Below are 14,692 nucleotides of genomic sequence, written 5' to 3'. Positions count from 1 at the left end.
GCCGGGTCAGCGCTCAGGAAACGGTCTTCGCTCGCCGAAGTCGATCGGCAGCCGCCCGAGTGCCGGTGCACCCTGCAGCACGGCGCGCACAGCCTGCAGGGTATTGCTGCGAAAGCCGTAGGTGATCAGTGCCGGGGCGTCCACGGCGGTCACGTGATAGGGATTCCACAGCGCCAGGTGCAGGACTGGGCCGGGCAGGGCCAGCACCCCATCAATCAGGCGCTGTTCGGCCGACGTGAAGGCCCAGCGGGATGAACTGGCCAGCAGGACGAAGTCGGCAGCTGCCTCGCGCACGGTGTGCAGAAAGCACTCTGCCTGCTGTGCGTCCAGAGTGGGTGAATAAAGAACGGATAGCAGCTTGGGAAACGCCCGTTGCAGCTGACGTGTGAGTTCGCTTCCACACAGTGCGTCCTCATAAGGACCACCCACCGCTGCGCCGCTGGGCGCGATGAGCAGGACGCGGTCCGTTCCGTTCGGCAGCGTGACGTTTCCGTAGCTGGTAACGGCCTTCAGCGCGGCGTACTCGCAGGTGGCTTCGTCGTGCTGGCGCTGCGCACTGTCCTGGGGACGTGGAGTTGTGGGAAAACGCCGGGCTGCGGCGTTCAGACGCCGGGTGGCTTCCTGGACGCGCGCCCGCGTCAGGCGCCCATCCTGCACGGCGCGTGACAGGGCCGCGACCTGCCGCTCCTGAGCGGCCAGGTCGCCGTGTGTGCAGGCCAGCACCGCGTCGGCCCCGGCGATCAGGGACAGCGGCGCACCTTCGCCGTTCGGGAAACGCTCGGCGATGGCCAGCATGTCCGTCGAGTCGGTCACGACCACCCCGTCGTAGCCCCATTCACCGCGCAGCAGGTCGGTCAGGATGCGCGGCGAGAGGGTGGCGGGCAATTCGGCGTCCAACGCGGGATAGAGAATGTGCGCGGTCATGAACGACCCCACACCCGCCCTGGCCGCTGCCTGGAACGGCAGCCATTCGACGGCCTCCAGCACTTCACGCGTCTTGTTCACCACCGGCAGGGCCAGGTGACTGTCGACGCTGGTGTCACCGTGACCGGGAAAGTGCTTGACCGAAGACATCACCCCGGCGCTTTCGAGCCCCTGCGCCCAGGCGAGCCCCAGGCGCGCGACGAGCTGTGGATCCGCGCCGAAACTGCGCTCACCGATCACCGGGTTGTCGGGGTTGTTGTTGATGTCCAGCACCGGCGCGAAATTCCAGTTGATGCCCAGTTCGATCAGGCCGCGCGCCGTGACGGCGCCGATCTCCCGGGCCAGTTCCGGGTCGTTCGCCGCGCCCAGCGCCATCGGCGCGGGCACCTGCGGAGTCTCCAGCACCCGCAGCACCGCGCCGCCTTCCTGATCGATGCCGATCAGGGCGTCCTGGCCCAGCACTTCGCGGATGTCGCGCACCAGGGTGAGCAACTGCGCCCGGTTCTCGATGTTGCGGCGAAACAGGCACACGCCGCCGAAGCCATGCCGCTGCAAATGTTCGCGCCAGCGCGCGTCGAGGTCGGGAGCGGGCAGATCGACGATGACACAGCGATTCACCGCCGGGTCCGGGGAAAGCGTCATTTGACCGCGCCTTCCAGGCCGCGCATGAAGTAGCGCTGTGCCGCCATGAAGATCAGCAGCACGGGCAGCATCATGATCAGGCTGCCGGCAGCGACGTTGAACGGATCGTAGTTGAATTGCCCTTTGAGTTTCAGTACCGCCACGCTGAGCGGCGCCAGATCGGGTGTGGCACTCAGCACCAGTTGCGGCCAGAAATAGGCGTTCCACGAAGTGACGAGCGTGAAGATGCCGAGCGCCGCCAGCGAGGGGGTGGTGAGGGGCAGCATGACACGCCACAAGGTCTGCCATTCGCTCGCGCCGTCGAGGCGTGCGGCCTCGATCAGGCTGTGCGGTACGGCCAGGAACGCCTGACGCATCAGGAAGATGCCGAAGGCCGTCGCGAGGCCGGGCAGGACCACGCCGGTGTAGGTGCCGAGCAGGTGGAGTTTTTGCAGCGTGAGGGTATTCACGATGAAGTTCGTTTCGCTGGGCAGCACCAGCGTCGCGATGATCAGCGCGAACAGCGCGTTCCTGCCGGGAAAACGAAAGCGCGCCAGCGGATAAGCGGCCAGCGAGGACACCGCCAGCGTGCCGAGGACCGTCATGCCGGTGATCACGACGCTGTTCCACACGTACTTGCCAAGCGAGAAGGTGCGGTACACTTCCACGAAGTTATTGAGGGTGACCTGCCGGGGGAGCAGGCTGGCCGGAAAGTCGTAGATGCTTACCCCGCCTGTGGCGCTCTTGTCGGTCAGGGCAATGGCGAGCGTCCAGACGAAAGGGAAGACGGCGAACACGAGGATCAGGCTGAGCAGGCTGTAGCGAACGATCAAGCGCAGCAGGCGGCGCAGCCGCAACCGTGGGGGCGCGGCGGTGCGGCGGGAAGTGGGCCTGACGACCGCGCTCATGCCCGCGCTCCGGCGTCACGAAAGAAGCGGAAGTTGATGATCGACAGAATCAGGGCCACCAGAGCAACCACCAGACCGGCCGCCGAAGCGAGACCGTAATCGAAGTTGAAGCCCTGAAAAGCCTTGCTGTAGACGTACATCAGCGCCGTGTAGGTGCTGTTGAGCGGTCCGCCGCCCGTGAGGACCAGCACTTCTTCGAGTGCGCGGATGGCCGCGATGGTCGAAAGCAGGCTGCACAGCAGGATGGTGGGTTTCATCATCGGCACCGTGACGCGCCAGAACACCTGCAGGCGTGTCGCGCCGTCGAGGCGCGCGGCTTCTTCCAGTTCGGCGGGAATGCTCTGCAGTCCGGCGAGGTACAGCACCATGTAATACCCGAAGCCACGCCAGAAGGTCACCAGCAAAATCGCGTAAAACGCCGTGGCGGGGTTGTCGAGCCATCCGAAGGTTTGTTTCGGGTCCACGAGGTGCAGCGCGGTGAGCAGCCAGTTGAGGGTGCCGTCACGGTTGAAGACCCATTCCCACATCACGGCCGCCAGCGAGATGGAGGTCACCACCGGTACGTAGTACGCGCCCCGAAAGAAACTGATGCCCGGCAGCGAGCGGTTCACCAGCACGGCCGCGGCCAGCGAGGCGATCTGCAGGATGGGCACCACCAGCAGGTACTTCAGACTGTTTTTCAGGCCGGTCCAGAACAGCGTGTCCTGCGAGAGCTTGTGGAAGTTCTCGAGCCCGACCCAGCGCGGCGGGAGCCCGTTGCCAAAGCGCTGGCCATTGTACTCCGTGAAGCCGAGGTACGCGCCGTACAGCATGGGGTAGAACGTGAACACGGCCAGCAGCAGCAACGCTGGTGCCAGAAAGGCGTAGGAAAGCAGTGCTTCACGCGTCGAGGACTTCATGGTGCTCCTTGAGAAGTGCGGTGAACGAAATAAAAATGCGGGGCCAGGGAATTCCCTGACCCCCGCCCGCCCTTTACTTCATGTTGGCGTTCCAGTAGGCGACCGCGTCGTTCAGCGCCTGCTGAGGAGTTTTCTGACCCAGCACGGCCGCTTCGATGTTGTCGTTGAAGTTCTTGTACAGGTCGTCGGAGTTCTTCGGCGCGGCGTAACCGGGATTGATGAAGCGCCCACCCGCACCCACCAGGCTTGTTGCGATGGCGATGGGATCCTTGCTCTTCTGCTTGAAGTACGCGTCGTTCTGCGCGGCGCGGGTGGTGGGCACAATCGCCACGACCTTGGCAAACGCCATCTGGTTGACGTTGTTGGTGATGAAGGCGGCGAACTTCGCGGCTTCTTTGGGGTGCTTGGAGGCTTTGGGCACCACCAGGCTCATGCTGCCACCGGTCTGCACTCCTGCCTTGCCCAGCGGGGCCTGCACGATGGCGGTGCTGGCGTACAGGCTCTGGTTGTTGTCCTTGATGCGGTTGAGCGCCTGCGGTCCGCCGATGATCATGGCCGCTTTGCCCTGAGCGTACAGCTCGGTGGCCACCTGGAAGGCTTCGCGGCGCAGTGATTCCTGCGGAGCGTAGCCGCCCTTGTAAAAGTCGACGTAGCGCTGCAGCAGCGCGGCGTGCGCGGCGGTGTTGAAGGCCGCCTTGCCACTCTTGTCGTAGACGGGCAGGCCTTCGGAGTAGAAGTAGCCCAGGAAGGAGGCGGTGTTGGGGTCCTTGTAGGCCGGAACCCAGCCGTACGCCCCGGTCTTGTCCTTGACCTGCCGGGCGTAGTCCATCAGTTCGGTCATGGTGCGCGGCGCGCGGGTCAGTCCGGCCTTCTTGAAAATCTCGGGGTTGTAGAGCAGCACCCCTTCGTTCAGCCAGCCGTACCAGGGGTAGCCGTAGACTTTGCCGTTCTGGGTAAAGTTGGCGAGTGCGTTGGGGTAAAAGGTGGAGGTAAGCGCACTTTTGCCGCTCAGGTCGTCCACGGCGTTCAGAAAGCCGTTCTGGGCCGCCTTGTTGGTTTCGTCGATGTTGAGGTTCACGACGTCGGGGGCGTTGCCGAGGTTCACGCTGGCGATAAAGTCCTGCACCATCGAGTCCTGCTTGTCGAGCCACTTGACCTTGATGCCGGGATTCTGTTTCTCGAAGGCGGAAATGGTGTCCTTGATGTACGCGTCGAATTTGGGGCTGAGATACCACGACCAGAAGGTAATCTCCACGGGCTGTTGTGCGAGTGCGGCCGAGACACCAAGGGCAAGGGTGAGCGCCAGAAATTTTTTCATACCATCCTCCACGGAATGCGGTGATCGGTGGTTCTCAGGGGTACCACTGACCGGACGAAGCGGAAACGTGCTGGGCTAGAACTTTTTTTCCACGACCGACTCGGCGGTCTTGCGGATGAAATCAGGCGCGCTGTCGACCAGGCCCAGCAACGCCAGATACAGAATTTCCAGCACCAGCACCTGGCTGGTCAGGCTGGAAATGGCGCCTCCGGCGAGGGGGCCTTCGGGGCTGGCAGTGAAGAGCACTTCGCGTGCAAAGTGCGTGATGGGGCTGCTGGCGCGGTTGGTGATGGCAACCGTGAAGACATCGTGCTGGTTGGCGATTTTGATGTTCTGAACGGTATCGACCGTGCTGCCCGAGCGGGTGATCGCAATCAGCACACCGTTTCTGGGCAGCGTTGCGGCGGAAACGGCGGCCAGATGCGGATCCGGGTGCGCCACGGCGACGAGGCCGAGGCGCATGAGCTTATGCGCGAAAAACTGAGCGGCAAAGCTGCTGTTGCCCTGTCCGGTGAGCTCGATGCGGGGCGCGGCGGCAATCGCTTTGGCCACTCGCTCCACCACGTCCGGATCGATGATGCGCCGCGTTTCCTCAATGGCGAAGGTTGTCTGCCAGGCGGCCTGGGCTGCCAGATCGGCAATGCTGTTGCCGCTGGGGATCGTGTCGCTGGTGACGTTGGCGAGGTCAGAGGTCAGCGAGATCTTGAAGGCGTGAAACCCCGGAAACCCGAGTTTGCGGCACAGCCGGGTGACGGTGGCTTCACCGACGCCCACCGAGTCAGCAAGCTCGGTGATGGTCTGGTACAGCACGCTCTCGGCATTTAGCAGGATGTAGTCCGTGACGCGTTTGAGGCTGGGGGACAGAAAGTCCTGCTGGGCCCGCAGGCGGCCAAGAGCGCCGTTGGGCAAGCTGGGAATGGTTTTAAGCGCGTCCTTGGTCATGCAATCTCTTCTCTGGCTCGCATGGAACGCGAGCCGCACGAGCGGCGAGAGCTGAATTGGTTACTTCTTCACGGTAAATCCTGAAAATGATTTTTGTCAAGTCTGCCTCAGTTCGACCGAAATTTTCTCCGGTTCGGGACAGGGGTCTGACGGGGTTGCGCAAATGGCCGCAGTACCCGGCAAGTGCCTGAGAGAAGAATGAAATCCTGCTAAATTGGCGTTCGGCGGGGCTGGCTGTTGCAAACTTACTTTTGGAGAAAAACAATGAAACGAATTCTGACCCTCGTGACGCTGCTGTCGCTGGGAAATGCCTCAGCCCAGACGTTTGGCTTCACCTTGAGTGGAGGCTACCGGGGCGGCGCCGGACTTGACGTCAATCTGTTCGCACGCGAACTCGGCCGCTCGCCTTACGGTGTGCGCCTGTCGTCGAATGCCAACTTCAACGATCCTTACCAGGGCTCAGGCGAACGCGAAATCGGGCTGAATATCGCTGCGGGTCTGGACCTGCTCTACACCCTGCCTGCTGAGACGCCAGGCCTCTGGTTTGATCTGTACGCCGGACCGCGTGCGAATTTCTTCATCGGTACGGACTCGGACAGCTCCGGGTTCGTCACTACCGAGTCCCTGCTGTTCGGGGCGGGTGTAGGCGCCGCCACGACCTACCGGCTGGCGAGATACCTGAACGTCGTGCTCGACACCGGCCTCGAGGGTTACCTGCCTTCTGCGCTCAATGTCAACACCTTGCAGGGAAGTGCCGTCTTCCGTCCGGGCGACTCGGGCTACCGGCAGGTGGACGACATCATCAATCAGCCCAAACTGCTGTTGAAGCTCAAACTGGGCCTGCAACTGTCGTTCTGACGAAGCGAGCACCGGAGTCCGAGTGGCCACTCGGGCTCCGGTGCTCTTGAGGTCGGCGTTTTCCTGCGAAATGACCGGGCCTGCTGTCTGCCCAGCTGACCGGGGATAAGCCATATGAGGTAACGTTTCCAGGGCACGTGGCTTGCTACTCTTCCCGGTATGCAAAAGACCCTCGATGTGCTGCGCCGCTACTACGACGCCTTCAACGCTGGGGACTGGGACACGTTTTTCGGTCTGCTGAACGAGAACGTCGTGCATGACCTCAATCAGGGCGGACGGGAAGAAGGACTTGACGCGTTCCGCCAGTTCATCGACCGCATGAACCGCTCGTACCGCGAGCGTCTGACCGACATCGTGGTGCTGGCCTCGCCGGACGGTTCACGCGCCGCGGCCGAGTACATCGTGCATGGCACGTACCTTGCCACTGACGAGGGGCTGCCGGAAGCGCGCGGGCAGACGTACGTCCTGCCCGGCGGCGCGTTTTTTGAGGTCGCGGACGGCAAAATCACGCGGGTTACCAATTACTACAATCTGCAGGACTGGCTGCGGCAGGTGGCCGGAGGGTCAGGCCAAGGGTGAGCTTCACGTTGGAGCGTTTCACCGGCCGCGACATCATGGCGGTAACGGCGCAACTTGCCGCGCTGCGTGTCGCAGTCTTTCGCGAATTTCCTTATCTGTACGAAGGGACTCCCGAATACGAAGCGCGTTACGTGCAACCGTATCTGACTTCTCCGCACAGCCTTGCCGTGATCGTGCGGCATGGCGACAAGGTCATAGGCGCCTCGACGGCCCTGCCGCTTGTGGACGAGGCTGCTGAAGTGCAGCGTCCCTTTCTGGAGCAAGGGTACGACCCCGACACCGTCTTCTACCTGGCCGAGTCGGTCTTGCTGCCCGCCTACCGGGGGCGTGGCCTGGGCGTGCGCTTCTTCGAGGAGCGCGAACGCCACGCGCGCACCCTGGGTTCTTTTCGGTTTACAACTTTCTGTGCCGTCGACCGTCCGGCTGACCATCCGCGCCGCCCCAGGAGCTATACGCCCCTGGATGAATTCTGGCGCAAACGCGGTTACGTACCGAAGCCGGAACTGGCCACGCACTTTTCGTGGCGTGACCTGGGCGAAACTGGCGAGACCGCCAAACCCATGACCTTCTGGCTCAAAGAACTGGAGTCTTCGTGAAACTCGCGCTCGCACAGTACCCGGTGTCTTACCTGCAAAGCTGGGAGGCCGCCGCCGAAAAAATCAGTAACTGGACCGCGCAGGCCGCCGAGGCCGGAGCGCAGGTGCTCGTCTTTCCTGAATACGCCAGCATGGAGCTCACCAGCCTGCTGAGCGTGCAGGAGCAGCAGGACGTAAAAAAGCAGCTGCCTGCCTTGCAACCCTACCGGGAGCGCTTCGTGGAGCTGCACCGTGACCTGGCGCGTCGGCATGGAGTGTACCTGCTGGCGGGCAGTTTCCCGGTGCACGAGGATGGCCGGTACGTGAACCGCGCGTATTTCCTGGCGCCGGGCGGCCGGGTGGAGTTTCAGGACAAGCTGGTCATGACGCGCTTCGAGACGGACACCTGGGGCGTGGCGCCCGGCAAGGGCCTCAAGGTCTTTGACACGGCCTGCGGCAGGCTGGGCGTGAACATCTGTTACGACAGCGAGTTTCCGCACCTTGCGCGCGCACTCGCGCAATCGGGTGCGGATTTGCTGCTCGTTCCCAGCTGCACCGAGGCCATCACCGGCTACCACCGTGTGGAGATCGGCAGCCGCGCACGCGCGCTCGAAAACCAGATGTACACCGCGCAGTCCCCCCTGATCGGCACCGCACCCTGGAACGAGGTGATCGACGTGAACACCGGCGCTGCCGGGGTGTATGGTCCCATCGACCACGGCTTTTCGCCCGGCGGAGACGGTGTGGTCGTCAAGGGTCCCCTGAACGTCGCGACCTGGGTGTACGCCGACCTCGATCTGGCACGACTGCGCGAGGTCCGTGAGAACGGCCACACCATCAACGCCCGTGACTGGCCGCACGGTGTACGGCAGGCGGCCCCGGGCGCGCAGGTCGTTACCTTCTGACGTTCTTTCGGGTGTTTGCCTCGACCAGCACCGAGAGCACACCACCCCAGATGAGGTGTGCCACGATCATCAGCACGTTGCGCCGGGCCGGGTGCTCGGTGGCCGAGCTCAGCAGCCCCAGCACGGGCAGCAGGCCGAGGTAACTGCCGCTCCAGACGAGCGAGCCGAACAGGACGCCCTTGAGCAGCGCCGGCGCTGCCAGTGGGCGCAGGGGGGCGTACAGTGCGCCGGCCGCCGCACCGTACGCGAAGTGGTTGACAATGCTGGCCGCTTTGCGTTTGGGTTTGTCGTGCGCCACCCCGTCGAGCCCGACCGCTTCGGCGGCGTGCTCGGTGATCTGTTCGGGGGGAAGTGCGTAGCGCTCTCGTGGACGCAGCAGCAAGCGCTGTGCCAGCAGCATCCACAGACTCATCGGCAGGGTGGCGAGACATCCGGCTATGGCAGAACGGACATAGGAGTTCATGCGTCATGCTGTGCCAGTCGGGCATGAAATACGCCATGGTCAGTTAAAGACGTGCACAAGAGCGCGCAGCGAGACCCAGAGGCCACCTTGCACGAGGGGTCTGTTTTCCTGAGTTCGTGTCCCGGTATAATCCTAACGAGCGTTAGTCACGTGTTTCGTGTGGACTCTGTCCAGACGTGCTTTCCCAGAAGGCCACGCCCGCCGGCACGCACGTTCGAAGCCCTGATGCACGCGCTTTGCAGGAGGACTCATGTACAAGCCGTTTACCGAAAAGCCGATCCAGAAGGTCGGCGAGGACGGCCGGAAAATCGGGCGCTGGACGCTGGAACACAGCGAAACGCAGCTGCGTGCGCTTCACCGCGACATGCTGCGGGCCCGCGTCTTCGACGACAAGCTGATCACCTTGCTCCGCCAGGGCAAGACCACCTTCTACGCGCAGTGCAGCGGCATGGAAGCCACCCAGGTCGGCATCGCGCACGGCGTGCGCAGCGGCCACGACTGGTTCTGGCCCTACTACCGTGACCAGGGCGTGGCGCTCGCGCTGGGCATCAGCATGCGCGACCTGATGGCGCAGTGCCTCGGCATGGCCGGTGACCTCAACAAGGGCCGCCAGATGCCGCACCACTTCGGCGTCAAGAACTTCAACCTCGCCTCGATCAGCTCCTCGATTGCCAACCAGGTGGCTCCGGCCACCGGCACCGCCATGGCGCAGAAGTATCTCGGTACCGACGAGATCACCGTCTGCACCTTCGGAGACGGCGCGACGAGTGAGGGTGACTGGCACGCCGGCCTCAACATGGCCGGGGTGAACAAGGCCCCCATCCTGTTCGTCTGCGAAAACAACCAGTGGGCGATCAGCGTGGGCGTGGCGCACCAGACCGCCAGCGAGAACATCGCCATCAAGGCCAAGGCATACGGCATGCCCGGCTACTATGTCGACGGCCAGGACGTGCTGGCCGTCCAGAGCGTCGTGCAGGAAGTCGCCGAGCGCGTGCGCGCCGGAGAAGGCCCGGCGCTCATCGAGTGCCTCACCTACCGCCTGGGATCGCACTCCAACGCGGACGCCGACGCCGAGAAGCGATACCGCAACCGCGAGGAAGTCGAGGAGTGGAAGAACCGCGACCCGATCGCGCGCTTTGAGCGCTTTCTGGCCAATGAGGGCCTGACCATCGACGCCGACGAGAAAGCAGGGATGCGCGCCGAGATCAGCCGTGAGCTCGACGAGGCCATCGCCTGGGCCGAGTCGACGGGTGAGCCCCACTGGCCGACGATGTTCGACGACGTATACGCCGAAATTCCACCGCACCTGATCGAGCAGCGCGAACTGGTGCGCGCAGAGCAGGAGGGATGAGGTGACGGCTATTCAGGAAAAACAGCAGCCGCAACAGCAGGGCGCCACGGCGGGCGGGCGACTGCTCACCCTGACCCTCATTCAGGCCGTCACCCTCGCCATGCGCGAGGAACTGCGCCGCGACGACCGGGTCGTGATCTTCGGCGAGGACGTCGGCGCGCGCGGTGGGGTGTTCCTCGCCACCGAAGGCCTGCAGGACGAGTTTGGCGCGCGCCGGGTGTTCGACACGCCCCTCAGCGAGGCCAGCATTGCGGGAGCGGCCGTCGGCATGGCCGTGCGTGGCATGCGCCCCATCGCCGAAATTCAGTTCGCCGACTACATCTTTCCGGCCTTCGACCAGATCGTTTCGCAGGCCGCCAAGATCCGCTACCGCTCGGGGGGGCAGTTCAGCGCGCCCCTCGTCATCCGTTCGCCCAGCGGCGGCGGCGTGCGCGGCGGGCACCACCACAGCCAGAGCCCGGAGGCCTACTTCGCGCACACGCCCGGTTTGCAGGTCGTGATGCCCTCGACGCCCTACGACGCCAAGGGCCTCCTCAAGGCGGCCGTGCGCAGCGATGACCCGGTGCTGTACTTCGAGCCCAAGCGGCTGTACCGCGCCGCCAAAGGTGAGGTGCCCGAGGGCGATTACACCGTCGAGATCGGCAAGGCCGCGGTGCGCCGTGAGGGCAGCGATCTCTCGATCATCGGCTACGGTGGCGTGATGCCCGACGCTCTCAAGGCCGCCGAGGCGCTGGAGAAGGAAGGGGTCAGCGTCGAGGTGATCGACCTGCGCTCGATCGTGCCCTGGGACAAGGAAGCGGTGCTCGCCAGCGTCGCCAAGACGGGCCGCGCCCTGCTGGTCAGCGAGGCGCCACGCACCGCCAACTTCATGGGCGAGGTGGCGTACTGCATTCAGGAAGAGCTGTTCGACAGCCTGCTTGCGCCGGTCGGCCAGGTGGCAGGGTTCGACACGCCCTACCCGTACGCCTTTGACAAGACCTACCTGCCTGGCGCGGGCCGCATGCTGCGCGCCGCCGTGAAGCTGCTGGGCTACTGAGATGCGCGCCGCCGCTCCCCTTGTCATCCTGCTGATCGGCCTGTTGATCGCCACCATCCTGGAGGCGGTCATTGCGCTGCCCCTGCGCCGTTTGCTGGCGACCTGGCCAGAGGCGCTGCGCTGGGTGTTCACCCTGGCCTTCGCAGCACTGGCCGCCTGGACAGGCGGGCGTCACTACTTCACGGTGTTTCGCCGCCCTGTCCTGAGCATGGTGGTGCTGGTGACGCTGCCGATCCTGCTGGCCTTCCGGTTGCTGGCTGACCGGGTGGCCGAACTGCCCAGTCCCTTTGGCCTCGTGGTCGCGGCAGTGCTGGGATTGCTGGCGGGCGGGGCAGTGTGGCAGCTGGGCCGCGCCTCGAACTTCCGTCCCTGGCTGGCCGCACTGTTCGGGGCGCTGGTGTTTGTGAACCTGTTCTACGGAGCGCCGGGAGCGCCCCGGTGAACATCAGCCGTCAGGTGCTGGGCCTGGTGGGGCTGCTGGCGGGCTTCGCCCTCTACCAGCTGGCCCTGCGGCTGCCCGAACCCTGGCAGAGCCTGCTGATCGCGCTGTATTTCGTGGTGCTGGGCGCCCTCGCCTACTGGCACGCCCAGGGTGAGCGCTGGATTCAGGTGCTGGCCTGGGTGCTGATCGCCTTCGGCCTGATTCGTATCTTCCTGCGCTAAGCCGAGCCCGGTCACTTCACCTGTCACCATCATTCAAATTCAAGGAGTACAACTGTGCCAAGAGAAGTCGTATTGCCCGAACTCGCCGAATCTGTGGTGGAAGGCGAAATCCTCAAATGGCTCGTCAATGAGGGAGACAGCGTCGCGCTGGAGCAACCGATCGTGGAGGTCATGACCGACAAAGTCACGGTGGAACTGCCCTCACCCTTCGCGGGCACCCTGCAAAAGAAGCTGGTGCAGGAAGGGGAGATCGTGGCCGTACACGCCGCCATCGCCGTCATTGCCGAAGCGGGTGAAACTGCCGGCGCTCCCGTGCAGGCCGCGGCGAGCATGGCGACCGCGACTTCGATTCCAGCACACGCAGGCGCCTCTAGCGCGCAGCAGGCCGTGCAGGAAAGCTTCGAGAACCCCACGACCGCCCACGTCACCCTGCCCGTCACCGCGCAGGAAGAACGCTCGATCGTCGAGTCGGGAAGCCAGGAAGACAAGGGTGACGACCAATCGCTCTTCAAGGCCTTTGCCAGCGACGAGAAACTCAGCGTGCCCACCGGGCTGGGGCGTGGCGGGCAGAGTGGAAACACCGCGGCGACGCAGCACGGGCGGGTGCTGGCGGTGCCCGCCGCACGGCAGCTGGCCCGTGAACTCGATGTGGACCTCTCACAGGTGCAGGGCAGTGGCCCCAACGGACGCGTGCGCGTGACCGACGTGCACAACTACGCCATGAAGCAGGCCCAGGCGGCGCAGCCGCAGGCGAAAGCTCCGACTGGCAGCGGCATGCCCGTGGCGCCGGTGCAGTACAAGACGCCCAAAGGCTACGAGGCCCTGGAAAGCCGCACCCCGCTGCGGGGCATGCGCCGCGCCATCAGCAACCAGATGCTGGCGAGCCACCTCTACACGGTGCGTACCCTCACGGTGGACGAGGCCAACCTCAGCAAGCTGGTCGCCCTGCGCGAGCGCCTGAAAGGTGGTGCCGAAGCTTCCGGCGTGAAGCTGTCCTACCTGCCCTTTATCTTCAAGGCGATTGCCACTGCGCTGCAGAAGTACCCCAGCCTCAACACGTCTTTTGACGAGGCGGCTCAGGAAATCGTGCAGAAGCGCTATTACAATCTCGGCATGGCGGTGGCGACCGACGCGGGCCTGATCGTGCCCGTCATTCGCGATGTCGAGCGCAAGAGCGTGCTGCAACTGGCGCGCGAGATTCTCGATCTCGGCACCCGCGCGCGCGACGGCAAGCTGACGCCCGACGAGATGGCGGGCAGCTCGTTCAGCGTTACCAACATCGGCTCGATCGGGGCACTCTTCAGTTTCCCGATCATCAATGTGCCAGACGCGGCCATCATGGGCATTCACAGCATCGTGAAACGGCCCGTGTTTGACGAAAACGATCAGGTCGTGCCCGGCCACATGATGTACCTGTCGCTGTCCTTCGATCACCGCCTGGTGGACGGCGCGGAGGCGGCCCGTTTCTGCAAGGAAGTCATCCGCCTGCTGGAAAACCCGGAGACTTTGCTGCTCGAAGCCATCTGACACTGGCATCCTGAGCGGGCGGCTTCGGTCGCCCGCTTTGCCGTGTCTCCTCATCGGGAACTCAGCGGACGCTCAGGTCGTACCTGAGGCATGTTTGGAGAAATCGGAGTCTTACTGGCGTTCATCGGCGTGGGTCTCATCATCTTTTCGCGCGTGCGGCAGCTCCCGTTTACCAGGACCGGCTGGGCCGTGCTGGGTGCCGGAGCGCTCATTGCGGCGGTCGGGAGCGCGTTGGTTGTCATTCCCGCCGGTCAGGCGGGCGTGGTCTTCAGCGCACTGCGCGGCGTGCGCCCCACTACCCTCGGCGAAGGCATTCACTTCGTGACGCCCGCCGTGGACAGCGTAATTCCCTACGATGTCCGTCTGCAGGAGCTGACCTTGTCACGTATCGGTGAGGATGGACGCGGCGCGGACGAGAGTATTCAGGCGCGCTCCAAGGAAGGCCTGGGGATCACTGCCGACGTGACGGTGCAGTTTCGGGTGAAGCGCGAGGAAGCGGCGCTGCTGCACAAGGAACTGGGGCCCAACTACATCACGACCGTCATTCGTCCACAGGTGCGCAGCAAGGTGCGTGACGGCGTGGGGCAGTTCAATGCCGCCGATCTGATCAGCACCCAGCGCGCCGCGCTGGAAGGGCAGATTACCCAGTCCTTGCGTGAAGTCTTCGAGCGCAACCACCTCGAACTGGTCGGTGTGCTGTTGCGCGAGCTGCGCATTCCCGAGTCGGTGGCCAAGGCCATCGAGGAAAAGCAGACTGCCGAGCAGCAGGTGGCCGTCGAGCGCAACCGCCTGCAGCAGGCCAACATCGCCGCACAGCGCAAGGTGGTCGAGGCGCGCGCCGAATCGGACGCGGCCATCGCGCGTGCAGAAGGCGAATCGCGTGCCCTCTCCCTGCGCGGCAAGGCCCTCAAGGAAAACCCCGAGATCATTCAGCTGACCGTCGCCGAGAAGCTCTCGCCGGGCATCCAGACCGTTATGCTGCCCAGTGACGGCAACTTCCTGATGGATGTCGGTTCGCTGACCCGCGCCCGCAGCAGCCAGCCCTGAACCTGTATACCGGCCGACCGGCAGAAGAGGAGCGTCAGAAATGTTCCTCTTCTGCTGTGGCAGCTTTGCGGAGGCA

16 protein-coding genes are annotated in these 14,692 nt (G+C 64.2%); 10 read left to right on the top strand and 6 right to left on the bottom strand.

Annotated features, from left to right (window positions below; all coding sequences use genetic code 11):
* Window positions 1–6 precede the first annotated feature (6 nt).
* The 5 genes from nagZ to DEIPE_RS05810 all read right to left on the bottom strand — a co-directional run bounded on the left by nagZ (window position 7) and on the right by DEIPE_RS05810 (window position 5,612).
* Window positions 7–1,566 (bottom strand): beta-N-acetylhexosaminidase, encoded by a 1,560-nt coding sequence (gene nagZ / locus DEIPE_RS05830; RefSeq protein ID WP_015235056.1) that lies wholly within the window; start codon window positions 1,564–1,566, stop codon window positions 7–9.
* Window positions 1,563–2,453 carry a carbohydrate ABC transporter permease gene (locus tag DEIPE_RS05825; protein WP_015235055.1) on the bottom strand — a complete coding sequence of 297 codons (891 nt, stop codon included), beginning with the start codon at window positions 2,451–2,453 and terminating at the stop codon, window positions 1,563–1,565. Before DEIPE_RS05825 ends, nagZ begins: the two co-directional genes overlap by 4 nt.
* On the bottom strand, window positions 2,450–3,352 hold the full coding sequence (locus tag DEIPE_RS05820; protein WP_015235054.1) for a carbohydrate ABC transporter permease: 903 nt from the start codon (window positions 3,350–3,352) through the stop codon (window positions 2,450–2,452). The genes DEIPE_RS05825 and DEIPE_RS05820 overlap by 4 nt, the downstream gene beginning before the upstream one ends.
* Before the next feature lie 73 nt (window positions 3,353–3,425).
* A complete protein-coding gene (locus DEIPE_RS05815) occupies window positions 3,426–4,670 on the bottom strand; it encodes an ABC transporter substrate-binding protein (RefSeq protein ID WP_015235053.1) in 1,245 nt (414 codons plus the stop codon).
* Between the two features lie 75 nt (window positions 4,671–4,745).
* Window positions 4,746–5,612: a MurR/RpiR family transcriptional regulator gene (locus DEIPE_RS05810; protein ID WP_015235052.1), complete on the bottom strand. Its 867-nt coding sequence runs from the start codon at window positions 5,610–5,612 to the stop codon at window positions 4,746–4,748.
* A 264-nt stretch (window positions 5,613–5,876) separates the two neighbouring features.
* On the opposite strand from DEIPE_RS05810, the gene DEIPE_RS05805 reads away from it, so the two are divergent.
* From DEIPE_RS05805 to DEIPE_RS05790, 4 genes are all read left to right on the top strand, one after another.
* Complete coding sequence (locus DEIPE_RS05805) at window positions 5,877–6,470, top strand: hypothetical protein (RefSeq protein WP_015235051.1); 594 nt, start codon at window positions 5,877–5,879, stop codon at window positions 6,468–6,470.
* Window positions 6,471–6,629: 159 nt separating this feature from the next.
* Window positions 6,630–7,049, top strand: coding sequence for a ketosteroid isomerase-related protein (locus DEIPE_RS05800; RefSeq protein ID WP_015235050.1), 420 nt, complete (start codon window positions 6,630–6,632; stop codon window positions 7,047–7,049).
* Window positions 7,046–7,645 (top strand): GNAT family N-acetyltransferase, encoded by a 600-nt coding sequence (locus DEIPE_RS05795; RefSeq protein ID WP_015235049.1) that lies wholly within the window; start codon window positions 7,046–7,048, stop codon window positions 7,643–7,645. Before DEIPE_RS05800 ends, DEIPE_RS05795 begins: the two co-directional genes overlap by 4 nt.
* Window positions 7,642–8,529, top strand: coding sequence for a carbon-nitrogen hydrolase family protein (locus tag DEIPE_RS05790; RefSeq protein ID WP_015235048.1), 888 nt, complete (start codon window positions 7,642–7,644; stop codon window positions 8,527–8,529). The genes DEIPE_RS05795 and DEIPE_RS05790 overlap by 4 nt, the downstream gene beginning before the upstream one ends.
* Here the strand turns inward: DEIPE_RS05790 and DEIPE_RS05785 are convergent.
* The gene (locus tag DEIPE_RS05785; protein WP_245557595.1) at window positions 8,519–8,941 is read right to left on the bottom strand and encodes a DUF1440 domain-containing protein; all 423 of its coding nucleotides are present in this window, start codon (window positions 8,939–8,941) and stop codon (window positions 8,519–8,521) included. The genes DEIPE_RS05790 and DEIPE_RS05785 overlap by 11 nt on opposite strands.
* 301 nt (window positions 8,942–9,242) lie before the next feature.
* Here DEIPE_RS05785 and DEIPE_RS05780 point away from each other — a divergent pair, with 301 nt between their 5' ends.
* The 6 genes from DEIPE_RS05780 to DEIPE_RS05755 all read left to right on the top strand — a co-directional run bounded on the left by DEIPE_RS05780 (window position 9,243) and on the right by DEIPE_RS05755 (window position 14,616).
* On the top strand, window positions 9,243–10,343 hold the full coding sequence (locus DEIPE_RS05780; RefSeq protein WP_015235046.1) for a thiamine pyrophosphate-dependent dehydrogenase E1 component subunit alpha: 1,101 nt from the start codon (window positions 9,243–9,245) through the stop codon (window positions 10,341–10,343).
* 1 nt (window position 10,344) lies between these two features.
* Complete coding sequence (locus DEIPE_RS05775) at window positions 10,345–11,379, top strand: alpha-ketoacid dehydrogenase subunit beta (RefSeq protein WP_015235045.1); 1,035 nt, start codon at window positions 10,345–10,347, stop codon at window positions 11,377–11,379.
* A gap of 1 nt (window position 11,380) precedes the next feature.
* On the top strand, window positions 11,381–11,821 hold the full coding sequence (locus DEIPE_RS05770) for a hypothetical protein (protein ID WP_015235044.1): 441 nt from the start codon (window positions 11,381–11,383) through the stop codon (window positions 11,819–11,821).
* Window positions 11,818–12,042 (top strand): hypothetical protein, encoded by a 225-nt coding sequence (locus DEIPE_RS05765; RefSeq protein WP_015235043.1) that lies wholly within the window; start codon window positions 11,818–11,820, stop codon window positions 12,040–12,042. The genes DEIPE_RS05770 and DEIPE_RS05765 overlap by 4 nt, the downstream gene beginning before the upstream one ends.
* A gap of 54 nt (window positions 12,043–12,096) precedes the next feature.
* Window positions 12,097–13,569: a dihydrolipoamide acetyltransferase family protein gene (locus tag DEIPE_RS05760; RefSeq protein WP_015235042.1), complete on the top strand. Its 1,473-nt coding sequence runs from the start codon at window positions 12,097–12,099 to the stop codon at window positions 13,567–13,569.
* 90 nt (window positions 13,570–13,659) lie between these two features.
* Window positions 13,660–14,616 (top strand): prohibitin family protein, encoded by a 957-nt coding sequence (locus tag DEIPE_RS05755; RefSeq protein ID WP_015235041.1) that lies wholly within the window; start codon window positions 13,660–13,662, stop codon window positions 14,614–14,616.
* The last annotated feature ends 76 nt before the right edge of the window (window positions 14,617–14,692 follow it).

Source organism: Deinococcus peraridilitoris DSM 19664 (assembly GCF_000317835.1).
Taxonomy (GTDB): Bacteria; Deinococcota; Deinococci; order Deinococcales; family Deinococcaceae; genus Deinococcus_A; species Deinococcus_A peraridilitoris.
Note: the sequence above shows the minus strand (reverse complement) of the source record. Positions and strands in the feature narration are given on the sequence as shown.